20 protein-coding genes, 1 tRNA gene and 1 pseudogene are annotated in these 26451 nt (G+C 30.4%); 14 read left to right on the top strand and 8 right to left on the bottom strand.

What is annotated here, in order from left to right:
* Together L8U00_RS02590 and L8U00_RS02585 are read left to right on the top strand one after the other, a co-directional pair.
* Positions 1 to 957, top strand: a 957-nt coding sequence (locus L8U00_RS02590) for a hypothetical protein (protein WP_263708420.1), incomplete at its 5' end; no start/stop codon positions are given.
* Between the two features lie 134 nt (positions 958 to 1091).
* Positions 1092 to 1364 (top strand): hypothetical protein, encoded by a 273-nt coding sequence (locus L8U00_RS02585; protein WP_263708419.1) that lies wholly within the window; start codon positions 1092 to 1094, stop codon positions 1362 to 1364.
* A 69-nt stretch (positions 1365 to 1433) separates the two neighbouring features.
* On the opposite strand, the gene L8U00_RS02580 is transcribed toward L8U00_RS02585, so the two are convergent.
* Positions 1434 to 1520: transfer RNA gene (locus L8U00_RS02580), tRNA-Leu, on the bottom strand.
* A 157-nt stretch (positions 1521 to 1677) separates the two neighbouring features.
* Here L8U00_RS02580 and flgL point away from each other — a divergent pair.
* Together flgL and L8U00_RS02570 are read left to right on the top strand one after the other, a co-directional pair.
* Positions 1678 to 3900: a flagellar hook-associated protein FlgL gene (gene flgL, locus L8U00_RS02575; protein WP_263708418.1), complete on the top strand. Its 2223-nt coding sequence runs from the start codon at positions 1678 to 1680 to the stop codon at positions 3898 to 3900.
* Positions 3901 to 4853: 953 nt separating this feature from the next.
* A pseudogene (locus L8U00_RS02570) lies at positions 4854 to 6782 on the top strand (DNA translocase FtsK); the annotation flags it as partial.
* Here L8U00_RS02570 and mltG read toward each other — a convergent pair.
* Positions 6783 to 7736: an endolytic transglycosylase MltG gene (gene mltG / locus L8U00_RS02565; RefSeq protein WP_263682232.1), complete on the bottom strand. Its 954-nt coding sequence runs from the start codon at positions 7734 to 7736 to the stop codon at positions 6783 to 6785. It abuts the pseudogene before it with no gap.
* On the opposite strand from mltG, the gene L8U00_RS02560 reads away from it, so the two are divergent.
* From L8U00_RS02560 to L8U00_RS02515, 10 genes are all read left to right on the top strand, one after another.
* Positions 7723 to 10224: an AsmA-like C-terminal domain-containing protein gene (locus L8U00_RS02560; protein WP_263708417.1), complete on the top strand. Its 2502-nt coding sequence runs from the start codon at positions 7723 to 7725 to the stop codon at positions 10222 to 10224. The two genes, mltG and L8U00_RS02560, sit on opposite strands and share 14 nt — an antisense overlap.
* 18 nt (positions 10225 to 10242) lie before the next feature.
* Positions 10243 to 11139, top strand: a complete 897-nt coding sequence (locus L8U00_RS02555; RefSeq protein ID WP_263708416.1) for a malate dehydrogenase — start codon at positions 10243 to 10245, stop codon at positions 11137 to 11139.
* A gap of 171 nt (positions 11140 to 11310) precedes the next feature.
* Positions 11311 to 11625: a 2-oxoglutarate:acceptor oxidoreductase, delta subunit gene (locus L8U00_RS02550; protein WP_039668439.1), complete on the top strand. Its 315-nt coding sequence runs from the start codon at positions 11311 to 11313 to the stop codon at positions 11623 to 11625.
* An 8-nt stretch (positions 11626 to 11633) separates the two neighbouring features.
* Positions 11634 to 12758, top strand: coding sequence for a 2-oxoglutarate synthase subunit alpha (locus tag L8U00_RS02545; RefSeq protein ID WP_039626148.1), 1125 nt, complete (start codon positions 11634 to 11636; stop codon positions 12756 to 12758).
* Position 12759: 1 nt separating this feature from the next.
* Positions 12760 to 13605, top strand: a complete 846-nt coding sequence (locus L8U00_RS02540) for a 2-oxoglutarate ferredoxin oxidoreductase subunit beta (protein WP_257406452.1) — start codon at positions 12760 to 12762, stop codon at positions 13603 to 13605.
* A complete protein-coding gene (locus L8U00_RS02535; RefSeq protein ID WP_039626146.1) occupies positions 13602 to 14159 on the top strand; it encodes a 2-oxoglutarate:acceptor oxidoreductase, gamma subunit in 558 nt (185 codons plus the stop codon). The genes L8U00_RS02540 and L8U00_RS02535 overlap by 4 nt, the downstream gene beginning before the upstream one ends.
* Before the next feature lie 83 nt (positions 14160 to 14242).
* Positions 14243 to 15952 carry an acetolactate synthase large subunit gene (locus L8U00_RS02530; protein WP_263708415.1) on the top strand — a complete coding sequence of 570 codons (1710 nt, stop codon included), beginning with the start codon at positions 14243 to 14245 and terminating at the stop codon, positions 15950 to 15952.
* The gene (gene ilvN, locus L8U00_RS02525; RefSeq protein WP_263706209.1) at positions 15949 to 16416 is read left to right on the top strand and encodes an acetolactate synthase small subunit; all 468 of its coding nucleotides are present in this window, start codon (positions 15949 to 15951) and stop codon (positions 16414 to 16416) included. Before L8U00_RS02530 ends, ilvN begins: the two co-directional genes overlap by 4 nt.
* A complete protein-coding gene (gene lpxD, locus L8U00_RS02520; RefSeq protein ID WP_263708414.1) occupies positions 16413 to 17372 on the top strand; it encodes a UDP-3-O-(3-hydroxymyristoyl)glucosamine N-acyltransferase in 960 nt (319 codons plus the stop codon). Before ilvN ends, lpxD begins: the two co-directional genes overlap by 4 nt.
* The gene (locus L8U00_RS02515) at positions 17365 to 17589 is read left to right on the top strand and encodes a hypothetical protein (protein WP_039618362.1); all 225 of its coding nucleotides are present in this window, start codon (positions 17365 to 17367) and stop codon (positions 17587 to 17589) included. Before lpxD ends, L8U00_RS02515 begins: the two co-directional genes overlap by 8 nt.
* Position 17590: 1 nt before the next feature.
* On the opposite strand, the gene ccsA is transcribed toward L8U00_RS02515, so the two are convergent.
* The 6 genes from ccsA to ftnA form a co-directional block, all read right to left on the bottom strand.
* A complete protein-coding gene (ccsA, locus tag L8U00_RS02510; protein WP_263708413.1) occupies positions 17591 to 20290 on the bottom strand; it encodes a cytochrome c biogenesis protein in 2700 nt (899 codons plus the stop codon).
* 9 nt (positions 20291 to 20299) lie between these two features.
* Complete coding sequence (locus L8U00_RS02505; protein WP_263708412.1) at positions 20300 to 20899, bottom strand: SoxW family protein; 600 nt, start codon at positions 20897 to 20899, stop codon at positions 20300 to 20302.
* A 56-nt stretch (positions 20900 to 20955) separates the two neighbouring features.
* The gene (locus L8U00_RS02500) at positions 20956 to 22974 is read right to left on the bottom strand and encodes a rhodanese-like domain-containing protein (RefSeq protein WP_412175419.1); all 2019 of its coding nucleotides are present in this window, start codon (positions 22972 to 22974) and stop codon (positions 20956 to 20958) included.
* A 95-nt stretch (positions 22975 to 23069) separates the two neighbouring features.
* Complete coding sequence (locus L8U00_RS02495; protein WP_263708410.1) at positions 23070 to 25007, bottom strand: cytochrome c family protein; 1938 nt, start codon at positions 25005 to 25007, stop codon at positions 23070 to 23072.
* A gap of 181 nt (positions 25008 to 25188) precedes the next feature.
* Positions 25189 to 25824 carry a helix-turn-helix transcriptional regulator gene (locus L8U00_RS02490; protein ID WP_263708409.1) on the bottom strand — a complete coding sequence of 212 codons (636 nt, stop codon included), beginning with the start codon at positions 25822 to 25824 and terminating at the stop codon, positions 25189 to 25191.
* Between the two features lie 105 nt (positions 25825 to 25929).
* Entirely contained in the window at positions 25930 to 26424 is a 495-nt protein-coding gene (gene ftnA / locus L8U00_RS02485; RefSeq protein ID WP_012661514.1) for a non-heme ferritin, read from the bottom strand.
* Between the last annotated feature and the right edge of the window lie 27 nt (positions 26425 to 26451).

Here is a 26451-nt window from a genome sequence, read left to right as displayed (position 1 = left end):
ACTTATCCAAGCTTTAAAGGACAAGAAAAAACCATAGATTATATGGATGATTTTAGCATTAAAGTAAGTGGCTTATTACCAAATTCCACTATTGATAAAATTACTGGAAGTAATGGAGTAAAAGCTAAAAAAGACAGCTTTAATGTTAATGAAAATGGTGAAGCTGTTTTAGAGTTTAGTAGTATTGGTGATTTTAGTGTTAAAGAAACTAATATAAGTTTTTATTATGTCGAGCATATTGGAGAACAAAAAGTAGAATTTAAATTAGATCCTATTAGGTTTTTTGAGTATAAAATAGAGATAGAAGCTCCAGAACAAGTTGTAGAAGAAGGTTTTTTTGATGTTACTTTAAAAAATGGAAAGCCAAAGGCTGAGATAGAGTGGTTGAGTAGTCCTTTAATAACGCCTACTTCGCCACGAGATAATTATTTTAATGATAAAGGTGAAGCTCATGCTAAATATCATGTACTAGAAAACACAAATAATATTCAACAAATAATAGTTAAAACTTTAGGAGGGGATTTTAGAAAAAATGTGCGAGCTGTTTATAAAAAGCGCATTCGATTGCTTTTTGCTATGCCTTATAAAAATCCATATTTGGTTGGATTTTATCAAGGAAACGATAAATATGTCATACAAAGAAAAGCCATTCCAGAAGGTGGACATAATAATTTTGAAATTTATTTTGATGGTTTTGAGGATAAATTTATAGGAAATGAAATAACTGTAGAATGGGAAGGGTTTCTCCATGGTGGAATTTGTTACGGAAGAATACATAAAAGTATTACAGGACTATTTTACGATTTAGAGGATGCACATGATATTCATACTTTGGGTAATAGTATTGATTGTTATACTTCGTCTCCAATTCAAGTTGAAGATCCTCCGAAACATTCAAAAATTGTTATAAAATACGCTGGTCATGTTCAAGAAATTTCGGTGGAAAGATGGTATTAGGTTTTTATGGATAAATGAGTGGCTTTGGAGTTCTTATTTAGTGTTGGAAATGTTATAAGAAAAGAGTAGATGATATAAATAAGGCTTTTTCTTAAATGAAGTTAACAATATAGATACGCAAAAAAAGGATTATTTTGCCATTTTACAATTTTATGCAATTTCTATCTCTGTTAGCCCAGCTTTCAGAGGTAGATATTAAAACTCTTATGGAATATAAAGATTTATTATTAAAAGCATTATCATCTTTAAATGAATTAAAAACATTTGATATAAAAGAATGCACACGACTTATTAACACTCTTGAAGAAACTTTTTTAGATAAGCTTCAAATAGAAGAAAGCAAAAAGAAAGAAATTTGCAAAAATATCATCAAAATACTAAAAAATCATTGGAAAATGTTTTTTTGAAAATCAAGCTGTAATGCAAAACTAATAAGAAATAATAAAATTAAAATAAATATAAAATAATAATTTAAATGGTGCCCGAGGTCGGACTCGAACCGACACAAGGTTGCCCTTACCAGATTTTGAGTCTGGCGCGTCTACCAGTTTCACCACTCGGGCTTTTTTAAGATTTTAGATTAAAAATATAGAATATAAAATTATACTAAAAAAAAATTAAAGCAATATAAAAATATTTATATAGTAAATTAAAATATATTTAAAATTGGAACTTTTTTTGCTTGTAAATAATTAAAAAATTTATTTGCGGAGCAAGATAATGAGAATTAGTAACCAGTATACTTACTACACTTCTATACAAAACTACACGGATGGTCAGTCTTTACTTAATAAATATAATTTGCAATTACAAACAGGTCAACTTATACAGCACTCTTGGGAAAATGCCAATACTTACATTAATGGTTCAAGATTAGAATATGAACTAGCTAATATAGGTCAGGTAATTGAAGGAACTCAATCAGCTATGGAATTAGCAAAAAACACAGATACGGCTTTAAAAAATATCACTGAACTTTTGGAAAAATTTAAAACACTCTTAACAAAAGCTGCAAGCGATGGTAACTCTCAAGAATCAAGAGAAGCTATAGCAAAAGAACTTAAACTTGTGAGAGATTCTATTGTAAATATTGCCAATACTAGCATTAATGGGCAGTATTTGTTTGCAGGATCAAATAGTGCTAACATGCCTTTTGATAAATATGGAAACTATACTGGCAATAAAGATAACATTTTTGTAGTTAGTGGTGCTGGCACGCAAATTCCTTATAATATACCTGGTTGGGATTTATTTTTTAAACCTGATTCAAATATAAATAAAATCATTTCAACAAATGTTTCTTTCACTGATGCTCGTTATCCGGATAAAAAAGAATATTTAACAGGAGAGTCTAAATTTTCGCATTTAATAGGCCAAAATTATGTTCAAAATGGCAAACTTGATCCTGATAAAAATTTCGAAGATAGTTATGATGATAAACTTCCTTTTCCACACTCATCAATGTATATTCAAGGCGTTAGACCCGATGGAACAAGTTTTAAAGCCACTTTGGATATAGATCCTGATGCTAAAATTGAAGATGTTTTAGAAAATATTGGAAAGCTATATGGCAACACAGAGGGAAATGAGGTTGTTAAGGTCGCATTGAATGATAGTGGCCAAATAGAAATAAAGAGTTTAAAAGAAGGAAGTAGTTCTTTAGATTTTCATGCAGTTGCCATGACACCACAACTTCAAGACGCAGAGCAAATTAAAGATTTAAGTGATGCTGCTAAAGCTGAAGGTATCAGCATGGATGAAGTTACCAACCGTATTATGCAAGCAGCGCATAATGGAGATTTAAATAATACTAAAAGTCCAGTAACTATTACAGTAGATGGAAAGCAATTTACTGTTGATATTTACAAAACAGACTTTATAAAAAGCAATATCAATGGTAATAAAACCAATGGAGCTGATTTTGATGTGCCTTTTGAAAAAGATGGCAATACTGTTTTTGGAAATGTTTCTCAAGTGATTAAAGGCACTAGTGAGTATGCTACTGATAGTACAAAATTAAGTGAAGTCGTTGCAAATGCTAATGGTAGCATGGATAGCCAACAACTTCAAATGGAAATCACTTCTAGAAGTGGTCAAAAATATAATGTAACTATTGATTTAGAAAATTCTACTGTAAGTTATCCTGATCCAAATAATCCGGGTCAAACCATAAGTTTTCCTATTACACATTCTCAGTATAATGAAGCAACTGGAACCTCAGTGGGTATGCAAACAAGACCTGAAGATATTACTTATGGTCAGTTAAATGATATTATAGGTATGTTTGCAAGCGATAATGTTCCTACAGCAACTATTACTCCAAATGCAAACGGAACTATTAATAATAATGATTTTCAAACTATCCAACAAGACATAGCTGATTCTAAGGGTTTTGTTGAAGTTAGTATGGACTATAAAGGTCGTATAAGTATTACTGATAAATTTTCAACTAATACAAATATAGGTCTTACCATTAAAGATTCAAATTCAAATAGCGGCTTTCCCCTAGCAGGAGAAGTAAGCAATGGTTCAGGTTTTGTATTTAGTGCAAATAATTCTTTAACTATCGATGATCCAAATATTGATTTGATTAAAGATTTGGATGAGATGATAGATGCAGTTTTAAATGGTAGCATGAGGGCTGATTCAGAAGGAAGTGATCCTAGAAATACAGGTTTACAAGGAGCATTAGAAAGGATTGATCATTTACAAGATCATGTTAGAAAAATGCAAACAACCATAGGAGCTTATACTAACAATATAGAAGAAACAAACAAAAGAATGACTTTTTTAAATGTTAATGTTGCTTCTATAAAAAGCGGAGTGACTGATGCTGATTATGGGCAAACATATATGATGTTTATGCAAACTATGGTTTCTTATCAAGCTATGCTTTCAGCTACTTCTAAAATTTCTCAAATGAGTTTATTAAACTACTTATAATTTTTGATATAATAGCTTTTTTCTTTATAAAAGGATGTGTTATAAAAAAAGAAGCTATTTTTATCATTTCTAATATTTTTATTTTTTATTTTTGTCTAAGTGCTTTGATACCTGATCAAGCTTTAGTAAGTATTATAGGATACTCTTTAGCAAAACTTAGCTATTTTTTATTTGGCTCATTGACTAAATTTTATCCTTTTGTCTTTTTTTGGTTTAATTATCTTTTATATAAAAATGATTATAACTTTGAGCTTATTGAGCGTAGATTTAGTGTAGCTATCTTTACTTGCATTTTTGCTTCGCTTATTTTTGCTTCAGCATTTTTGCAAGATAAAGGTTATATAGCTTCTGCTATGTTTGTGATTTTAGATGGACTTTTTGGAAAAATAGGTAGCTTAATCTTGGTGATTTTGCTTTTAGCTTTTGCTTTTAGTATTTCTTTTCCGCAAATTATCAAAGAAGTATTTAAAATAGATCTTGATTTTGATTTTTATTTAAAACTCGAAACTTTAATTAAAAATAAAATTTTTGGCTTTTTTGGTGGTGATAAGTATGAAAATGAAACCAAAGAAGAGCAAGAAAAACTTAAGCAAGAGCTTTTAATCAAAGAGAAAAAAGAAGAGCCCATCAAAAAGGAAGATCTATCAAAGCAAGAGACTCAAGAAAATAAAAAATTCAATCTTGAAGATTTGAAAAATCAAGAATTAGAAGAAGTGATAATTAGTGAAGAGGATAAAAAATTAAGCTCAAGTTATATTCATGAGCTTTCAGAGCCTATCGCAAGTTTTGCTCAAAAAGCTAGTCAAATAAATATAAAGGAAGATGAAATGACCCCTGAAGAGTATTTGTCAAAATATAAAAACAATAGTGAAGATATTTATACTCAAACCTTAAAAAGTAAAAATTTAGATGAGCCAAGTTATAAAAGACGTAATATGGACTTAAATGAAAACAAAGAAGAAGTGATAGAAGAAAATTCTTTATTTGCCAAAGAGCTTAAAGAGCGTGAGCAAATGCTACAAAAAGCTAAATTGCTAGAAGAGTATAAAGCTTTACAAAAAGAAAAAATTTTAGAAGAACTTAATGAGGATTTTAAAAAAATTGAAGAATTAAATGCCATAGAAGCACAAAAAGAAGCTGAGTTTAAAAAAATTCAAAACAAAACTAGCTTTTTAGGGGTAAAAGATTTTAAAGATGAGGATTTTATCCCGCAAAATGAAGTAAAAGAGCTAGATTTTAGTGAAGATGATTTTGCTAAGCCTGTTAGTATAGAAGAACTAAGAAGTAAAAGAAACTATGAAAGCCCTTTTGTAGTAGAAGAAGTACAAAATGAAGTTAAAGAAGAAAAAGTTCCATTTGAGATTACCCAAGAGCCTATAGTGGAAGTAGTAGAAAACAAAACACACCATTCTAACGCTAATGAAGTGAGTGAAAATAAAGCCTTGTTGAAAGATCTTGACTTTGGAAATTTTGAAAAACCAAAAGATTTTTCTTTACCACCTTTAGATTTTTTAACCATGCCAAAAGAAGGTAAAAGTGAGATAAATGAAGAAGAGATTGATAGAAAAATTTATGATTTATTGGAAAAATTAAGACGTTTTAAAATAGGTGGTGATGTAGTTAGAACCTATACAGGTCCTGTTGTAACTACTTTTGAATTTCGTCCAGCAGCAGATGTTAAAGTAAGTAAAATTTTATCTTTACAAGATGATTTGGCTATGGCTTTAAAAGCTCAAACTATAAGAATTCAAGCTCCAATTCCAGGTAAAGATGTAGTAGGGATTGAAGTCCCAAATGAAAAAATCGATACGATTTACTTAAGGGAAATTTTAGAAAGTGAGGTATTTAAAAATTCTAGCTCACCTTTAACTATAGCTTTGGGCAAAGATATAGTAGGCGATCCTTTCATCACAGATCTTAAAAAGCTTCCTCATCTCTTAATAGCAGGAACTACAGGAAGCGGTAAAAGTGTGGGAATTAACTCTATGCTTTTATCTTTGCTTTATAGAAATTCACCAAAAACCTTAAGACTTATGATGATAGATCCTAAAATGCTTGAATTTAGTATTTATAATGATATACCACATTTACTTACACCGGTAATTACTGATCCTAAAAAGGCGGTAAATGCTTTATCAAATATGGTAGCTGAAATGGAACGCAGGTATCGTTTGATGGCTGAAGCAAAAACTAAAAATATAGAAAATTACAATGAAAAAATCAAAGAACAAGGTGGAGAAATCTTACCATTTATTGTAGTGATTATTGATGAGTTGGCTGATTTAATGATGACTGCGGGTAAGGATGTAGAGTTTTATATAGGTCGTTTAGCGCAAATGGCAAGAGCAAGCGGAATTCACTTAATCGTAGCTACACAACGCCCTTCAGTGGATGTTGTTACTGGGGTTGTAAAAGCAAATTTACCAAGTAGAATTTCTTATAAAGTAGGGCAAAAGATAGACTCTAAGGTTATTTTAGATTCTATGGGTGCTGAAAGCTTACTAGGGCGCGGGGATTGTTTATTCACCCCTCCTGGTATGAGTGGTTTAGTGCGTTTACATGCACCTTTTGCAAGCGAAAATGAAATTGAAAATATAGTAGAGTTTTTAAAAGCTCAACAAGTAGTAGAATATGATGAGAGTTTTTTAAAAGATGACAGTCAAGATGGAGCTTATAAAAGAAGTGAATTTGATGATGGGGATTTAGATGAGCTTTATGAAGAGGCAAAGGCTGTAATCTTAGAAGATAGAAAAACTAGTATTTCTTATTTGCAAAGACGTTTGAAAATAGGCTATAACCGCGCAGCAAATATCATAGAACAACTTTCACAAACAGGTGTTTTAAGCGAACCTGATGCAAAAGGGCAAAGAGAAATTTTATAATCAATTTCTTATTGCCTTATTATGATCTTTTAAAGTAGAGGTAAAAATATGCTTATTAGTTTTTTTATCTCTTACAAAGTATAAATATTCTGTTTTAGCAGGAAAAATAGCTGCCTTGATAGCTTCAAATGAAACATTGCATACAGCTTCTTTTGGTATGCCATTAAATTTATAAGTATTGTAAGAACTATTATCTGATCTTATTCTTTGTGGAGTGATTTTTTCATGAGAGTATTTTCCATAATTTAATGTTCCATCCATTTGAAGCTTCATACCTTTTCTTAAACGATTTCTAATTACAGATGAAACTATAGGCATTTCTTCATTACTCGCTGCTTCTTTTTGTATAATGGAAGCTATGATGATATACTCATGCCATTTTTTTTCATTATATTCTCTAAAAATTTTATAAGAAAGCTTTTTAAATTCACTTACAGAGTAAGCCAAAAGATATTTTACCAAAAGCTCTTCTGTGATACCTTTTGGAATTTTATAAGTTTCAGGAAAAAGCATACCTTCTTTAAAAGGACTTTGTTTGTAAAATTCCTGCATTAAGATTTTAACATTTAAATTTAACTTCGGTGCTAATTCTTCAAAGAAAATTTCAGTCGTTTCTCCAGGAATTAAAGTAATAGTTTCAAGCGCTGCCTTAGCGACGGTAAGCTTATGTAAAAATTCAGCTCTATTTAGTTCTTTTGTGCCTATATTTATCCAGCCAGATTGTGGATGGCCCAAAAAATATAAAGTATATTTATCGATACTGCTCATTTTATAGTTATTTTTATCTAATTGCGTTATAATCTTGCTAACAGAACCTTGTGGTATAAAAACTACAGAGTTTGTTTTTATAGGTAAAAGTAGATAATAAAAAATGGATAAAAGAAAAATTAAAATCAAGTCACAACATATTAAAAAAATTCTTAAATTTTTAGCATTACCTATGATACTTTTCATTGCTTTGTTTATTTACCTCAAAAATGGAATTTATATAGAAAAATTAGAATTTTCTTCTATTAATTTAGAGAAATTATATATTAAATTAGATAAAAAACTCATTTTAAATGCTAAAAAAGTCGTAGTAAATTCTCAAAGTCAAAGTGCTCAAAATGAAACTAGCGCAAGTAAAGCTGTGCAGCTTATTAAAGATGTAAAATATATTTATTGGTTTTTTCAAGAAATCAATATTGATGAAATGTTTGTCAATAACTATCCTGTGGAGTTAATTTATAAAAATAATTTATTTTTTGTAAACAGCAAAAATCTTTTAGTAAAAGTGAATTTAAAAATTAGTGATAAAAATATACAAGCTAATATTGATAATTTTCTTTTAAAAGATCATAATCTTAGCATAATTGGCTCCTTGCTTATTAATCCTAAGACAAAATTTTATACTTTTAAAGGTAAAATCGATAGTGATTTTTTAAAAAGTGATGTTAAATTTTCACTCAAAAGAGAAGAGATTGCTTATGAATTAGAAAATATCAATTCAAATAATATTTCGCAAATTTTTGATATTTTAGTAGAAAATGGAGTACATTTGCCTTCTAATCTTGCTCTTTGGGTGGGTGGTAAGGTAAAGGCTGATTTTTATTTTATAGAAAAATTAAGCGGTTTTGCAGACTTTGGAAAGCATAGATATTATTTAAACGATATCAATGCCAAAGGTTATGTAAATAATTTAAAAGTAGTTTTAGATAAAGGCATAGATCCTATCGTAAGTCCTTTTGTAAGACTTGAATTTGCTAAACAAAGACTTGATTTTATTTATGATGATTTGCGTTTTAATAATTATGATTTAACTCAAAGTCAAATTTATATAGATAATATGTTAAATGAAAAAGCAGGAATTTATATACGTATTAAAAGTGATAATGCTAGAGCTGATTATAGGGTTAATAAAATTTTGCTTCTATATGATATAAAATTACCATTTTTACAAAATAATGGTGTCGCAAAGACTGATTTAACACTGAAAATTCCTTTTGATCATCCTGAGAAAATTACTTATAATGGTAGTTTTAATATTATTAATTCAAATATAAATATAAGTGATTTTAAGATAACTCAAGCAAATCTTACTTTAAAAAAAGATAAGCTAGATATACAAAATGCAAGCGTGCAAAGTAGTATGATTAATGGTGATTTTAATGCAAGTGTTGATTTGAAGCAAAAAAAAGGTGATTTTAAAACCTTTATAACAAACTTAGAACTACCACAAGAGAGCTTAAAAATGGAAAATAAATTTCTTGATTTAAGCCTTGATTTTGATAAAAATATTAGTTTATATAATAAAGAATTTACCACAACTTTAAATTTTGATCAAGGTATGTCTGTTTATGTTGAAAAACTTGCAAAATATAAAAATTATTCTAAATTAATGCAAAAAAATAAAGTGCATGATGGGGAATTATCTTTAAATACTTTAAATTTCCAAGATTTTAATGTAGATATTAATAATACTACTTTTGAATCATTTTTGCTCTATAAAGATAATAATCCTTATGAATATGATAGTTTTAATATAAAAATAAAAGGTAATGATTTTAATTTAACTAGTGTAAGTGGTAGTATTTTTGCACAAAAAGGCAATGATGATGTAAATATTACTTTAAATAATATTAATTTATTGATTTCTCAGCAAGATACAGAAAATACTTTAGATACTCTTGAAAATTCAACTTATAATATTAGTGGTAAAAATATAGATTTGATTTTAAAAGATTTTAATAAAACCTTAGATTTTGATCAATTTGACGCTAAAATTAAAAAAGATTCCGTAAAAGCTTGGGCAAATAGAAATGAATCTAGATTTGATTTTTTGTTTAAAGAAAATCAAATGCAAATTAGAGCTTTAAAAATGGATGATGATTTTCTAAACACCTTTATGCGCCAAAATGTTTTTGAAAAAGGTGAGTTTAATCTTTATGTAGATGGCAATAGTACTGATTTTTTCAAAGGTAAGTTCTTATTTAAAGATACTTATTTAAAAGATTTGAAATTTCATCAACAGCTTTTAAGTTTTATTGATACCATACCTAGTTTAATTTTATTTAAGGCGCCTACCTTTAATGAAAAAGGCTTTAGTGTTGAAAATGCTGGTATAAGTTTTAATCGTAAAAAAGATCTTTTTGAAATAGACGCACTTAATTTTAATGGTGATAGTGCAGATGTGTTAGGTCAAGTTAAAATCAATTTAAGAAGCAATCAAGTGGATGGTTTATTAGAACTTAGAACGCTAAAATCAGCCAGTTCGGTTATTTCCAAAGTTCCAATTATCAATCAAATTATATTAGGTAAAGATAGGCAAATTAGTACACAAATTAAATTAAGTGGAACAGTGGATGAACCTGAATTTAAGACCCAGCTTATTGCACAAAGCTTGCAACTTCCTTATCATTTAATTAAAAATATTTTTGAATTACCAGCTAATTTAGTGAAATAAACGCAAAAAGGAGAAAAAATGAAAATCACTATCATAGGCGCAGGAAATGTTGGTGTAAGTACTGCTTATGCTTTGATTTTAAGAGAGTTGGTTGATGGGCTTGTTTTGATTGATATTAATAAAGATTTGCTTTTTGCTAGAGAATTGGAATTAAGTCAGAGCATAGCTGCTTTTAATTTTGATATTAAAATAACTTGCACGGATGATTATGCGCACTCAAAAGATTCTCAAGTGGTTGTTTTTAGTGCGGGAGTAGCTAGAAAAGAAGGTCAAAGTAGGGATGAGCTTTTTGCTATTAATGCTAAAATTATGCTTGAGTGTGCCAATAATATTAAAAAATTTAACAACGATCCTTTGTTTATTATAGTAAGCAATCCTGTAGATTTTTTACTGGATGCTCTTTATGAAAGTAAATTATTTTCATCAAAGAAAATCATTGCTATGGCAGGCGTTTTGGATAATGCTAGATTTAAATATGAAGTGGGTAAAAAACTAAATATAAAAACTTCTTATATAGATACTAAGCTTATAGGTTTTCACAATGATAGCATGGTTTTAGTAAAATCTCAAAGTAAAGTTCAAAACAAAGCATTAAATGAGGTTTTAAATGAATATGATCTTGCTCAAATAGAACAAGAAGTTAAAACAGGTGGTGCTAAAATTATAAAATATTTAAAAACTTCAGCATATTTAGCCCCTGCAAGTGCTTGTGTGAGGATGATAGAGGCTTTAAAAAGTGGAGAATTTTTACCAATATGTGTGATTTTAGATGGAGAATACGGCATAAAAGAAAAAGCTTTTGGTGCTATGGCAAGGATAAGTCTTGATGGGGTGCTTGAAATTTTGGAGTTAAAATTAGACGATCAAGAACAAATTGCATTAGAAAATTCTCTCATTCAATATAATTATAAATAATTTTTAGGAGTTTTTTACTCCTAATGTTACTTTGCGTTATAAATACCTATTTGTTTTACTTTATATCTTAAATAATATTTACTCATGCTATAAATTCGCTATAATAAAAAGTTTGTTTTAAAAATAACTTTTGATAAAAAATCATTAAAAATAACAAAAAATTAGAAAGGAATTTTAATGGTAGCCCCAGAAAATACACCGGTTTGGGTTGATGAAGCAAGATGTAAAGCTTGTAATATCTGTGTTAGCTATTGTCCAGCTGGAGTTTTAGCAATGAGAGATGAAATCAGTGCAGTTTTAGGACAGATGATAGAAGTGGTTCATCCTGATTCTTGTATAGGCTGTAGTGAATGTGAAAGTCACTGCCCTGATTTTGCAATTTTTGTTGCAAAAAGAGATGAGTTTAAATTTGCAAAGCTTACGCCAGAAGCCAAAGAAAGAGCACAAGCTGTTAAAGAAAATAAATATAAAAAATTAAACGCATAGGAAAAACAATGAGAGAAGTGATATCAACAGGTAATGTTTTAGTAGCAAAAGCTGCGATTGATTGTGGCTGTAAATTTTTTGGTGGTTATCCAATTACCCCAAGTTCTGAAATAGCACATGAATTAAGCCATATGCTACCAAAAAATGATGGTACTTTTATACAAATGGAAGATGAAATTTCAGGTATTAGTGTGGCTTTGGGTGCTTCTATGAGTGGTGTTAAGTCTATGACAGCAAGTAGTGGACCTGGAATTTCTTTAAAAGCTGAGCAAATTGGTTTGGGTTTTATAGCTGAAATTCCACTAGTAATTGTAAATGTTATGAGAGGTGGTCCATCCACTGGTCTTCCAACAAGAGTTGCACAAGGAGATTTGTTTCAAGCAAAAGCTCCAACACATGGAGATTATGCAAGTATAGCTTTAGCTCCTGCTTCATTAGAGGAAGCTTACACTGAAACTATTAGAGCTTTTAATTTAGCTGAAAAATACATGACTCCGGTATTTTTGCTTTTAGATGAAACCATAGGACATATGAATGGTAAGGCTAAATTACCTGATTTAGAAGAATTAGAAATTATTAACCGTAAAAAATTTACAGGAGATAAAAAAGATTATAAACCTTATGCGGCAGGGGAAAATGAAGCTGCTACACTAAATCCTTTCTTTGAAGGTTATCGTTATCATATCACAGGACTTCATCATGGAGATATAGGTTTTCCAACTGAAGATGGAGCGATAGTAGATAAAAATATGAAAAGATTGTTTGGTAAGATTAAAAATAATACCGATGAAATTTGTACTTATGAAGAGTTTATGTGTGATGATGCGCAGTTTTTAATCATTGCTTATGGTAGTGTTGCAAGATCTGCTAAAGAAGCTATCTTAAGACTTAGAGAAGAGGGTTTAAAAGTAGGGCTTTTTAGACCTATCACGCTTTATCCAGTAGCTGAGAAAAAAATAGCTCAAGTGGTATCTAAATTTGAAAAAGTTATGGTTAGCGAGCTTAATATGGGGCAATATTTAGAAGAAATTCAAAGAGTAAGCAAAAGAGATGATTTTATTAGCTTACACCGTGCAAATGGTCGCCCTATAACCCCAAGTGAAATTATTGCTAAAGTAAAGGAGAATATGTAAAATGGCTTTTAATTACGATGAATATTTAAGAGTGGATAAACTTCCAACACAATGGTGCTGGGGTTGTGGGGATGGAGTTGTTTTAAAAGCTATTATTAGGGCCATTCAAAAACTTGGCTGGAATATGGATGATGTTTGCTTAGTTTCAGGTATAGGTTGTAGTGGCAGAATGAGTTCTTATGTAAATTGTAATACAGTACATACTACCCATGGTAGAGCTATTGCTTATGCAACAGGGATTAAACTGGCAAATCCTAAAAAACATGTAATCGTAGTAAGTGGGGATGGTGATACTTTAGCAATTGGTGGAAATCACACTATCCATGGATGTAGAAGAAATATAGATTTAACTCATATTTTAATCAATAATTTTATTTATGGTCTTACAAACTCACAAACTTCACCAACTACTCCACAAGGCTTTTACACTGTTACTGCTCAAGCGGGTAATATAGATCCAAATTTTGACGCTTGTGAGCTTACTAAAGCTGCTGGGGCTTCTTTTGTAGCAAGAACAAATGTTATTGAGGCAAATAAACTTGAAAATATCATTTTTAAAGCTTTATCACACAAAGGTTATAGTTTTGTAGATGTATTTTCAAACTGCCATATTAATCTTGGTAGAAAAAATAAAATGGGTGAAGCTGTAAGCATGCTTGATTGGATTAAAAATCGTTGTGTGGATAAGTCTAAATTTGAACAATTAGACTATGAGCAAAGAGCAGATAAATTCCCTACAGGAATTTTGCATCAAGATGAAAGCAAGGCAGAATATTGTGAGGCTTATGAAGAAGTTAGAAGAGCCTTGAAAGAAAAAAGAATGGTTGATTTAGGAGCATTAAAATGAAATATCAATTAAGATTTTGCGGTGAAGGTGGACAAGGGGTTATCACTGCAGGTGAAATTCTAGCTAAAGCTGCCATTAAAGAAGGGCGCAATGCTTTTAAAGCTTCTACTTATACTTCTCAAGTTAGAGGCGGACCAACTAAGGTTGATATTATCATTGATGAAAGTGAAATCTTTTTTCCTTATGCAGTAGAAGGTGAAGTTAGTTTTATGCTTTCAACTGCTGATAAGGGTTATCATAGTTTCAAAGATGGTGTTTGTGATGGTGGAGTTATAGTTGTAGAGCCAAATTTAGTTCACCCAAGCAAAGAAGATTATGCTAGATGGAAAATTTTTGAAATTCCTATTATTACTATAGCTAAAGAAGAAGTAGGTAATGTAGCCACTCAATCAGTTGTTGCTTTAGCTATAGCTGCTTATATGAGCAAATGTATTGATATTGATGCATTAAAACAAACTATGCTTGATATGGTACCTGCAAAAACTAAAGAAGCAAATGCAAAAGCTTTTGATTTAGGTATAGAATACGCTAAAAAAGCACAAGTAGTTTCTTGATTTTTCAAGAAACTCTCCTTATAAAATAATATTTATTAAATTATCGTTATAATATTTTCCATTTTAAGCAAAAAGGTAAAATAATGAAAGAGCTAAATGGCTCGCAAATGATTTGTGAAGCATTAAAAGAAGAAAATGTTAAAGTAGTTTTTGGTTATCCTGGTGGTGCGGCTTTAAATATTTATGATGAAATTTATAAGCAAACTCATTTTAAACATATCCTAGTTAGACACGAGCAAGCAGCCTTACATAGTGCTGATGCTTATGCTAGAATGAGTGGTGAGGTTGGTGTGGCAGTAGTTACAAGTGGACCTGGTTTTACCAATACAGTTACAGGCTTGGCTACTGCTTATAGTGATTCTATACCTTTAGTTTTAATTTCAGCTCAAGTTGCAAATTCTTTAATAGGAACCGATGCTTTTCAAGAAATCGATGCTATAGGTATTTCAAGGCCTTGCGTAAAACATAATTATTTAGTAAAAAATATTGAAGAATTACCTAAAATTTTAAAAGAAGCTTTTTACATTGCAACAACAGGTAGAAAAGGGCCTGTGCATATTGATATACCTAAAGATGTTACTGCAGCTATAGGTAAATGGCATTATCCTAAAGAAATTTCTATGAAAACTTACAAGCCAACCTATAAAGGAAATATTAAGCAAATTAAAAAATTAGTAAGTTTGATTAAAAATGCTCAAAAACCTTTATTTTACCTAGGTGGAGGTTGTGTAGCTTCTAATGCTAGTGATGATTTAAGAGAATTAATTCATTTTTGTCAAATTCCTGCAGTTGAAACTTTGATGGCTCTAGGGACTTTAAGAAGTGATGATGAACTTAATTTAAAAATGGCAGGTATGCATGGGAGTTATTGTGCAAATATCGCTTTAAGTGAGTGTGATTTGCTCATTGCTGTGGGTGCTAGGTTTGATGATAGGATTACTGGTAAAACAAGTGAGTTTGCCAAGGGTGCAAAAATCGTTCATATTGATATAGATCCAAGCTCTATTTCTAAAATCATCGAAGCGCATTTTCCTATAGTTGGGGATATTAAAAGTGTTATTTTAGATACCTTAGAAGAATTAAAAAAAGAAAGTTTTGATAATACAAAATACCAAGAATGGTTTAAAACTTTACAAAGATATCAGCAGTTATATCCTTTAATCTATGAAGATAGTGATGAAGTTTTAAAACCTCAATGGGTTATAGAAGAATGCGCTAGATTAGCTCCTGATGCAAGGATAATTACTGATGTAGGACAACATCAAATGTGGGTAGCGCAATTTTATCCTTTTAATTATGCAAGACAACTTGCAACAAGCGGTGGGCAAGGAACTATGGGTTATTCTTTACCAGCTGCACTTGGAGCTAAATTAGCTGTGGGTGAAGAAGTGGTGGTAAATTTCGTAGGCGATGGTTCTTTTTTAATGAATATACAAGAGCTAATGACAGCAAGTGCTTATGGAATTAAAGTGATTAATATTGTTTTAAATAATTCTTTTTTAGGTATGGTAAGACAATGGCAAAGTATGTTTTATAAAGAAAGATTTTCTAATACAGATTTAACAAGTCAACCTGATTTTATTACTATTGCTAAAGGTTTTCATTGCGAGGGTTGTAATGTCTCTAACAAAGAAGAATTTCAAAAAGCTTTCAAAGCAGCCTTAGAATCTAAAAAAACTTACATTTTAAATGTGGCTATAGATCGTTATGAAGATGTATTACCTATGGTGCCTGCAGGTGGAGCTATTTATAATATGATTTTACCTAGCTATAAAAACAAGGATAAAAAATGAAAAGAAGAGTAATTTCTGTCATTGTATTAAATGAGCATGGGGTATTATCACGCGTTGTTGGGCTTTTTTCGGGGCGTGGTTATAATATAGAGTCTCTTACAGTTGCACCACTTGATGATAAAGAATTCTCAAGGATAAATATCGTTACTTTAGGCGATGAAAAAGTTTTTGAGCAAATTATTAAACAACTTCATAAACTCATACCTACTTATAAAGTAATTGATTCTAGTGATTTTATAGAAAAAGAAACAGCTTTGGTAAAGATTGCTTTAAATGAAAATTTTGCAGGCTTAGATGCTATATTAAAAACTTATAATGGCAGTGTGACTTATAGTGATGATGAGTTTATTATAGTAATGGCAAGTGATGATGCAAAAAATATCGATAACTTTTTAAAAACTATGAAAAAGTATAATCCTATTAGTGTAGTTAGAAGTGGTTCTATTTTAATGGAGGTAAAATGAAAATTAGTGAAATTGCTAAATTTTTAGGCATAGAATATTGTGGAGATGATATAGAAATTACAGCTTTAAATTCATTAAATAATGCAAGTTTTACTGAACTTAGTTATTGTGATGGAGAAAAAAACTCTAAAAAAATCGCAAGTAGTGGAGCTGGGGCTATATTAATCTCAAAAGAATTTGAAAATTTAGTTTCAAAAGATTGCATTAAGTTAGTCGTTGATAATCCACATTTATCTTTTGCACTTTTAAGTAAGCTTTTTGCTAAACCTTTAATTTCTAGTGAAAAAAAACAATCAAATATTGCCAAAAGTGCTAAGATTATGCCAAATGTTTATATAGGCGAAAATGTCCAAATAGCTGATCATGTAGTGATAATGGCAGGTGCTTATATAGGCGATAATGTAAGTATAGGTGAATATACTATAATCCATCCAAATGTTGTGATTTATAATGACACTAAAATAGGTAAAAAATGCCATTTGCTGGCAAATTGTGTTATAGGTAGTGATGGTTTTGGTTATGCGCATACAAAAAATGGCGAGCATTATAAGATTTATCATAATGGAAATGTTATTTTAGAAGATTTTGTAGAAGTTGGAGCTTGCACGACTATTGATAGAGCAGTTTTTGAAAGTACTATCATAAAGCAAGGTACAAAGATTGATAACCTCGTTCAAGTAGGACATAATTGTGAAATAGGGGAGAATTGTCTTATAGTAGCTCAAAGTGGAATTTCAGGCTCAAGTATTTTAGGTAAAAATGTTACTATGGGTGGACAAAGTGCTACAAGCGGGCATTTAGAAATAGGAGATTTTGCTACCATAGCCGCAAGAGGCGGGGTCACTAAAAATTTAGAAGGTGCTAGGGTTTATGGTGGTTTTCCTATCATGCTTCAAAAAGATTGGCTAAAATTTCAAGCAAAAATTATCACAGCTTTTAGGGATAAACATGAGTAAAAAAGTATTTAAAACTATAGAATTACATGGTAGTAAAAGTGGAGAAATAAGCCTTTGTAATCTTTCTAATCCTTATGGTATAGGAAGCAATGATGTCTTAAGTATAGGTGTGGCTTTAAAAAAGGAAAATGGAATAGATTGGAAAGTTCATATTCCTTATGAAAATTTAAAAGATCTTATCCTAGCACTTCAAGAAATAGAAAAAAGCAAAGCCTAGTTTAGAAACTAGGCGTATTTAAATCCCGTTTTCTTCCTGCGCTAATAATTAAAACAAAATTAAGCACAATCAAAACATATATAAAAGTTGGTATAGGGAAGGCGTCGCCATTTGCATAAGAATGAAGCCCAGAAAGGTAAAAATTTACTCCAAAATAAGTCATTAATATACTATAAAAGGCTAAAACACTAGCACTTGCAAAAACAAAAATAAAATAAGTTTTGAAAATAAATCTTAAATGTAATACCATGGTATAAACTACAATAGAAATCAAAGCCCAAGTTTCTTTTGGATCCCAACCCCAATATCTTCCCCAGCTTTCATTAGCCCAAACTCCGCCTAAAAAATTTCCTATTGTAAGCATTGCAAGCCCTATTATCATGGACATTTCATTAACGCAGTGTAGTTTGGTGATGTTTAAATCTATATTTTTATTTTTACCTCTTAAAGTAAAAAGAATTAAACTCAAAATCCCTATAATAAAACAAAGTGCTAAAAATCCATAACTTGCTGTTATAATAGAAACATGAATATTAAGCCAATATGATTTTAAAACAGGTATTAGATTTCCAATTTGAGGATCCATAAAGCCAAGATGAGCTACAAAAAGTGAAATACCTGCTAAAAAGCTCGCACTACATAAAGCCAAAAGTGATTTTTTAAAAAATATCACAGCACTTATCACACAAGCAAAAGCTATGTAAATCATGCTTTCATAAGCATTACTCCAAGGAGCATGCCCACCTACATACCAACGAATGATTAAAGCTAGTGCATGTATGATTACACACATACTTAAAATGATGTAAAAAAATCTATATACAAAGGCAGATAAAGAAATATTTTTTAATATAGTATAAAAACTTAAAAAGAAAAAAACTAACGCAAAGCTAATATAAACAAAAGTTAGATTATCAAAGATATTATAATGATTAAGCAGTATTTCAAGATCTAATCTTTCTTTTGGTGGTAAAACACTGCTTCCATAATGATTTTGAAAGTCTTTTAAGGATTGTAAAATTTCATTTGCATCTTGCCATTGATTATTTTCAACACCATTACGAACTTGTAAAAAATAGCTAACCAAAAGCATTTGTAAACGCTCTACATCTTCTTTTGCAAAAGGTAAAATTTGCACCGGAGAATACCACTTTAAACCTTGCTCATTAATATCAGGAAAAATAGTTAAAGCTTGACCACTATAAATATAATATGCATGATTTATTTTTTCATCTAAGGCTAGCAAATCTTTATCAAAGCTAGTTCTTAGTGAGGGCTTTTTGCGGTTAGCTTCCTCAACATAATTACTCAGTTTATATATCCCATTATCAAACACATCATCAAATGCTATGTATTTTTCGTTTATATCTGTGCCTATTAATTCTCTTAGCTTGCTTGTTTTTGTAGCTATCATTTTGATTTTTCTAAATTCTTTAGGATAAATCATCATTGCAAGAAAAATTTGATCATAGTGAAGATTTAAAAATTTTTCTTTTTGAGTGATTTTATAAACAAATTCCATTGCCAAAGTATCTAAAGGTTTGATTCTACCATTATGATCTTGTACAAGTAATTTTGTAAAATTTAAAGAATGTTCATAGGAATTTTTTTGCAAATTTGAGATTAAATTTAAAATTTCATTTTTATTTTCTTGTGCAAAAAGTGGAGTTTGTAAATTTGCAAAAAGCAAAATAAACAATACAAAACTTTGGCCTTTTTTTAAATAAACACTTAAACGATGAAATCTTGAGTTTTTGTCAAATAAAACCCATAAAAATCCTAAAATTAATAAAGTATAACCTATATAAGTAGGAATTTTACCAGGATCTTTATTGACTGAAAGTATGGTGCCTTTCTCATCTTGATCATAAGAGCTTTGAAAAAATCTATATCCACCATAATCAAGAACATTATTCATAAAAATATCATAATCTAAGTTAATATTATTTTGCTCATCTATAATTTGAATTTTTGAAGTATAAGAAGATGGACTCATAGAGCCTAAATAACGCTCAAGTATAAAATCTTTTAAGTGTAACGCAAAAGGAAGTTTGATTTCTTTGGGCCCCCAATTGATAGTAAAATTTTTTCCCTGCAAGTTAAAATGCACTGCTTGTTTATTTGTAAAATTTGGATTTAAGATTATTTGTGTATTTGCTTTTTGATAATTAATGTTTAATTTTAAGCTAGCAGGTGTAATAGAATCTTTTTGCGGAGTGTATTTGATGGAGCTTATGATTAATTTTTCGCCATTTAAGTCAATAGTTTTTTCAAAATGCTTTTGAGTTAGTGGGGTAAAGCTAATAGGAAATTCAAAACTAGCATTAGTATCAAAATCAGTAATTTTTATAAATTCTTCCCTAGTAACTATGGTGTTAGAGCTTTCATTTTCTCTTATATGCATTCCTCCTTCTAAGCCAAAATATCTAGTAAGTCCAGCGCCGATTAAAATCACTATAAAAGATAAATGCAAAAGCAAGATAGAGTATTTTTTCTTTTGAAAAAGCTTGTTATAAAATATCACTCCGATTAAATTTAAACCTAGTAATAAATGCAACATATCAAACCAAGCATTATTATAAATCAAAGCTTTAGCCGCACTAATACCAAAATCATTTTCTATAAAGGTCGCCACAGCACAAGCTATGGCGTATATGCTCATTAGTAAAAAACTCATCGCAAAAGAAAAAAAATACTGCATTTTTAACCTTTAAATATTATTTTCTTTATAAAAATGTATAAGTTTTTGCGCTATGGTTGCTTCGTCTAAATTTTGATTTTCTTTTTGGTTTAAAAACTCCATTGTAGCGCTTAATCTTTTTGCACTAATAAAACCAGGATAATTTAGTAAAGTTTGGCTGTTTTTGTTTAAAATTACAATAGTAGGGGTGGCTACTATATCATAAATACTAGAAAGTTCAGTTGTACTTAAGTCGCTTTTATGGTTTTTATAAAATGTATGAATTTTTTTATAGCTTATATTTATATAATATGAGCTGTATTTGTCTTTTATAAGTTCTTGTATTTTTTTATCATTTTTAATTTCTTCTTTTAATTTATCACAATAAAGGCAGTGATTTGCGCTAAAAATGATTAAAATATTTTTATCATCACTTTTTATATTTGTATTATCTTTAAATAAATGAGCTATTTCTTCATAAGATTTTTTATCTAAATCATTTGCTTTTTGCAAATTTTCTTTAGAAAATTGTGTGCCATTTGAGATTAAATTAGAATCAAGTTTTTCTTCATTAGAACATGCTATAAAAAAAATACTTAAAAAACTAAGTGTGAGTATTGTTTTAAACATTTAAAATCCTTGAAAAAGTTAGGAAAAGTCCTTATTCGCTATTATAGCGAATAAGGTTATAAGATAGTGTTAAAGAAAGTATAAAGCATTAAAAATAAAAATACCAAACCAGTGATTAGCATTGCAAATCCTGCAAGTTTAGCTAGCCATTGATATGCTTTGAAGTTACTTTTATTTTCATATAAAGTGCTTAATTTTCCACTTTCTTTTAAGCGTTTATACCATACGCTTCTTTCTTGTTTAATCTCTTCTTCACTAACATTTCCTGAGAAAATCACCATATCCATAGGGAAGCGATCTGCTCTAAAATGTGTATTAAAGAAGTGAATTGCAAAAATAAATCCTGTAGCAAGTAAAGCTTCATCAGAGTGAAGTAGGGTTGCTAGGTTGATTGCTTCACCTGGTAAAAATTTACCAAAGAAAGCAGGAAACCATAAAATAAGCCCTGAAATACCAATGATAAACATACCCCAAAATACTGCTAGATAATCAAATTTTTCCCAATAAGTCCAGCGGTCAAATTGTGGTCTTGGCCCAAAACCAAAGAACCATTTAAAATGATCTTTCATATCTTTAAAATCTTGCCAATTTGGCATTAAAGAATCAGGCCCAAAAGTAGCTTTTAAAACTTTCATAAAGCTTATTTTGCCAGTGATTGGATCCCTTGCTACATCACGGCGTTTCCAATTTACAATAATGATTTCTCCAATATGAGAGAAAAATACTGCAAACATTACTATGGCTGAAATATGATGTATGGTTGCTGCATTAATGATATCTCCACCCATTAAATCAATCATAGGTTTAGCCCACGCTGAATCATAGAATTTTTGCGGTAAACCTGAGAATGCAAGACCCAAAAAGCTAGCTGCCATAAAAAAATGCTGAATTCTATGGAAAGTGCTAAATCTTCTTACTCTTACTTTATCTTCATGCGCTGCTTTTCTTGCTTCTTTCCATTCTTTAGGATATTTTATACGCATAGCAATTAAACGCAAGCACCAAAGTATAGTATGGGCTCCAAAGAAAACAAATACAGAAATTACCAAAATAGTCATGAATATATAAGCACCATGTAATCCAGGATATTTTTCGCCATCGCTATGATCAGCATGTGCCATCCAATTTACGAAATTTTCATTTGCATTTGGATGGCATGATTTACAAGTTTGAACACGGTTAATTGACGAGAGAGTTGAGCTTCTTTCACTTGATTTTAAAATATTGTGTTTACCATGACAATCAGAACAAGTAGCAACACTTGGAGTTTCACCTGGAGTGCTTAAAAACATGCCTTTACCATGGAAAGTCATATGAAAAGTCGCGCTTTTTTGTTTATGGCATTGTGCGCATTTTTGATCGACTAATTGTTTTTGTGAATAAATTCCTGAATGTTTTGGGGTAATATGAATAGAGTGACAAGTCGCACAAGATGGTTTTTCTTTTTTCTTTTGCATATCTTGAGCGGGTAAAAACTTTTCTACTCCATGAGCGCTTTTTGCTAAAGCATTGCTTGCTTTTTCATGGCAAGTTGCACATTTTTGATTGATTAAGTTTTTACTTGCTGCAATATCAGCTCTAATGCCTTTACCTTTTTGAGCATGACAATCACGACAAGATGGGGTATTGCTAAATTTAAATCTTGAGTGGATAGTATCTTTAAACTCGATAATTTCTTTAGCTTTTTCCCATTTAACTGTGTCTATTTTTTCAACTTTTCTACCTGAAGTTATCCATGATTCAATGCCATCAAGCATTACAACAGAGTTCTTATAGCCAAGTTCTATAGCAACTGCAGCAGCTTGAGAAGCTTCAAATCTAAAACGATTTAAACCATAAAATACTAAATTTGCATTTTTATCATTAGGTAATAAATTTTGCCAATTTTCCACATAGGTTGATATAGAATTAGGTATATAGCCATTAGCTTGTCTATCTTGCTCTGAGTTGACATCAAAAAAATAAGTATTATTTTGATCTAGCATTTCTTGAGCTTGCACTAAGCTAATGCTTTTTACACCTTCTATTGAGCCTATTTCTCCATTAGCCTCAGCAAAAATAAATCCTGATGGCATAAAAAGAGTAAAAAGGACAATAAAAAGTCGAGTGATTAAATTTTTCAAGACTAGCTCCTTATTTGAAGGAAGAATTTTTCATTCTTCCTTTGTTTTTATTTACCATTTAGGATATTTTGTGCTTCTTGGATATAAATTAAAGCTTCTTCTATGATTTTCTTAGAATAAGCAGGTCCATGAACACCCCAAGAACCATCTTTTTCTAGTCTATCAGCTATGGCTTGAGCTTGATTAGTTAGGCTTAGCACTTTTGATTTTTGCTCTATTGAAAGTTTGGTTTTTTCAGCAAAAGTTTTATCAATATTTGCTATGCCTTTTCTAATTTTATCATAGCCTTCTTTAACAGGGTTTTGCCACTCCATTACTTTATCATAAATCATTTCTTGATTACTAAAGTGAAGTTTTTCAGGCAAGGTTGATTGCACAGGGCTATGACAACCACTTGCGCCAGGACCCATTAGATTAATATCACTAAAACTAGTTCTACCACAACTCCACATTAAATCAAGGAAAAATCTACCCTCATCATCTCTAGCTATAGTCCAACCACCAACTTTAGGCGATCTTTCTTTGCCTTCTGGTGGGTTAAGTGTTTTTGCGGTTTTGTCTACTTTGATATTCCATATATGAGAGGCTCTAACATTGTCAAATCCACCTTTATCAGGGTTTTGAACCGCTCCAAAGTTTTCACAACTCATCATATTTGGCATGTGACAAGCTGTACAGCTATCTTTTGCGTGAATTCCGCCTTTTTTGAAAAAGCTAGCTTGGGTTTCATGACAATCTTTACAAGTTTTTTTAAGTTTTGTTTTAGTATAACCGCTTTTCCAATCATTAAAAGTTACTTCGTGTGGATCATGACAAGTATTACATCTCATACCCTTATCATAGTGCGCTGAAGAATACATTTGAGCACCTTCTGTTCCACATGCAGGACAACTTGATTTAAAATACGCATTGAAAGGTTTTCTAGGATTGATTTTAGCATCGGTTTCATTATATGAAAATCTTTGATGACATCTTTCGCAATTTGATGGCATACCCGCACCTCTTGCTCCATAAAGATGCGCTCCAGCCCCGTGGCATTCCTCGCAAGTAATACCTTTTGAGATGGTATGTTTTTGAAGTTCTTTTGGATTACCTAGTGCTTTGTAAAATTCTTCCTTATTTTTAAAGTCAAATTTAAAAGTATGACAGGTTTCACAATATGCAGTAGCAGGCTGGAAAACTGCTTTTTCTTTATAAGTTGCAGCATAAGAGTTTGTTCCCCATACTTGAGAACCATTTCCTCCAAAATCTTCCATTTTGGTAGGAAAACCAGGTGCAAATGCAGCTATTTTTTGTGCCATTTCAGGGGTTAAAAACTCACTCCAAAGTCTTGAAAATTGATTGCCTCCAGCGGTTAATTTACCACTTAAATCACTCAAATTTCCATCTTCAACATGGTAGGTTCCACGCACAAGCCATCTATCTATAAAACCATATTTTGTTCTTGGTGTTCCAATGAGAGCATAAACATCATTTGGATAAATTCCATCAGGTAAAATAGTAGCTTGAGAGTTATACATAGGTTTTTTTAAACCTTCAGCTCCACCAACTTCTTCCATTTCATGCGGAAAACGCACGGTTTTTGCATGGCGAGAACGCTCCCAAGAAGCATATTGAGCAGGGTGACACTCACCGCATTTTTTTGGGCCTACAAATTTGTTTGGAAAATCCAAAAAAGATTCATAAGGCAAGCGATAAGTAATAGAAGCTTGTTTTAAATCATGCTCAGCAGCAAATTTAGCCCCATTTTGATTTAAAACCCAGTTTTCTGTTCTATCACTATGAGTAAATTTACCTACCAAACGCCCTTCTTTTTCATATTTAAAAATAGGGTGATGTTTGTAAAGATAGTCAAAAAATGCATCCTCTTGAGCTACATAACCATCAAGAGTTCTAGGCTCTGAAGAAGCAAAAGCTTGCGAACTTAAACTTATACCTAAGGCTAAACAGGCATAGGTAGCAACCTTAGCTAATTTGTGTTTCATAACTTCCCTTTCGCGTGTTTTGTTAAAAGATAAAAATACTCTTATTTATTATCTATTAACTATTAAAGTATAATTGTGACTATTTTTTAATAAAAATTAACTTAAAATATATTTATATTTATTTTTTATTAATTTAAATAATAAAAATTATCATATAGAAAAAGAAGTTATTTGCTACATACTAAATTCTACTTATAGTCCCCACTACCTTACCCACGATTAAAAAATCGCCATTTTGATAATGTACATCTGCATAACTTAGATTAAAAGAGTGTAGATAAACCCCACCTTTATTACTTTTAAAAATTTGTTTGATAAACAAACCATCTCTAGTGTTTACTGCAAAAACCCCACCTTCTTTAAAGCTTTTACTTTTATCTACTAAGCATAAAGAATCATCTTTTATTTCAGGTTCCATGCTATCGCCTATACATGGGATGATATCACAATTTTTAGAGCCAAAAAAATCACTTAGTTTTTCATCTATAATCACTTCTGAAAAACTTACATTATCATTTAAAGCTCCACCTCCCATAGAAGCATTAACATCATAATATTTTAAGACATTATAGTTTAAATCAAGTGCTGGAGTATTGCCCTCAAGAGAGTTTTCATAAAAAAATGCATTGATATTGATATTTCTTTCATTTAAAAAATGAAGTATTTGTTTATAAGGTATGGAATTTCTAAATTTCATACCATAAAAGGTATCAGGATTGATATTTAGCATTTTAGCCACATCAGAATCTTTGGCGTTTTTTATGCCTTCTTTTTGGAGTATAAATTTTAATTTATCAGTAATTTCATTCATTTGCATAAAAATCCTTTTAAATAAAAAGTATTTTAGCAAATTTACTTTTATTTTGCAAGAATTCTTTTAAATTAAAAGATATTTAGCTTCCAAATTTACGGAAGCTAAAAATTATTTATTAATTAAGCTTTTGATGTATTGATCTACCATGTATAAGCCATTGCCATTATCGCTTATGAGTTTGATTTTATCTACTATACCTCTAAAAAGTGCTTCTTCTTCGTGTTGTTCGCTTACATACCATTGCAAGAAATTAAAAGTAGAATAATCTTTACTTGAAAGCATAAAATCTACAAGATTATTAATAGAAGCAGTGATACTTTGCTCATGCTCAAAAGTTTTTTCAAACACATCAAGCAATGATTTAAAATCACTATCAGGTTTTTTAACTTCTTTTAATTCTACTTTAGAATCAGTTTCATTCAAATAAGTGATGAGTTTTCTAGCATGATCACTTTCTTCTCTTGCATGCTCAAACAAAAACGCACCCGCACCATCAAAGCTATGTTCATAGCACCATGAACTCATACTCAAATACAAATTTGCTGCATACATTTCTTTATTGATTTGCTCGTTTAATAAAGCCACTACTTCTTTAGATAGCATTTTTTCTCCTTATGAATTATTTTTGTT

This window comes from Campylobacter sp. IFREMER_LSEM_CL2256 (genome assembly GCF_025771645.1).
Classification (GTDB): Bacteria; Campylobacterota; Campylobacteria; order Campylobacterales; family Campylobacteraceae; genus Campylobacter_D.
The sequence above is the reverse complement of the archived record's forward strand: the minus strand, read 5'-3'. Positions and strand labels throughout refer to the sequence as shown.

Coding starts and splice junctions, on each gene's coding strand:
- flgL (WP_263708418.1), top strand. CDS start 1,678: ATGAGAATTAGTAACCAGTATACTTACTACACTTCTATACAAAACTAC.
- L8U00_RS02530 (WP_263708415.1), top strand. CDS start 14,243: ATGAAAGAGCTAAATGGCTCGCAAATGATTTGTGAAGCATTAAAAGAA.
- ilvN (WP_263706209.1), top strand. CDS start 15,949: ATGAAAAGAAGAGTAATTTCTGTCATTGTATTAAATGAGCATGGGGTA.
- L8U00_RS02490 (WP_263708409.1), bottom strand. CDS start 25,824: ATGCAAATGAATGAAATTACTGATAAATTAAAATTTATACTCCAAAAA.
- ccsA (WP_263708413.1), bottom strand. CDS start 20,290: ATGCAGTATTTTTTTTCTTTTGCGATGAGTTTTTTACTAATGAGCATA.
- L8U00_RS02500 (WP_412175419.1), bottom strand. CDS start 22,974: ATGCCATCAGGATTTATTTTTGCTGAGGCTAATGGAGAAATAGGCTCA.
- mltG (WP_263682232.1), bottom strand. CDS start 7,736: ATGAAAAGTATCATAGGTAATGCTAAAAATTTAAGAATTTTTTTAATA.
- L8U00_RS02560 (WP_263708417.1), top strand. CDS start 7,723: ATGATACTTTTCATTGCTTTGTTTATTTACCTCAAAAATGGAATTTAT.
- L8U00_RS02555 (WP_263708416.1), top strand. CDS start 10,243: ATGAAAATCACTATCATAGGCGCAGGAAATGTTGGTGTAAGTACTGCT.
- ftnA (WP_012661514.1), bottom strand. CDS start 26,424: ATGCTATCTAAAGAAGTAGTGGCTTTATTAAACGAGCAAATCAATAAA.
- L8U00_RS02515 (WP_039618362.1), top strand. CDS start 17,365: ATGAGTAAAAAAGTATTTAAAACTATAGAATTACATGGTAGTAAAAGT.
- L8U00_RS02535 (WP_039626146.1), top strand. CDS start 13,602: ATGAAATATCAATTAAGATTTTGCGGTGAAGGTGGACAAGGGGTTATC.
- L8U00_RS02540 (WP_257406452.1), top strand. CDS start 12,760: ATGGCTTTTAATTACGATGAATATTTAAGAGTGGATAAACTTCCAACA.
- L8U00_RS02505 (WP_263708412.1), bottom strand. CDS start 20,899: ATGTTTAAAACAATACTCACACTTAGTTTTTTAAGTATTTTTTTTATA.
- L8U00_RS02545 (WP_039626148.1), top strand. CDS start 11,634: ATGAGAGAAGTGATATCAACAGGTAATGTTTTAGTAGCAAAAGCTGCG.
- lpxD (WP_263708414.1), top strand. CDS start 16,413: ATGAAAATTAGTGAAATTGCTAAATTTTTAGGCATAGAATATTGTGGA.
- L8U00_RS02495 (WP_263708410.1), bottom strand. CDS start 25,007: ATGAAACACAAATTAGCTAAGGTTGCTACCTATGCCTGTTTAGCCTTA.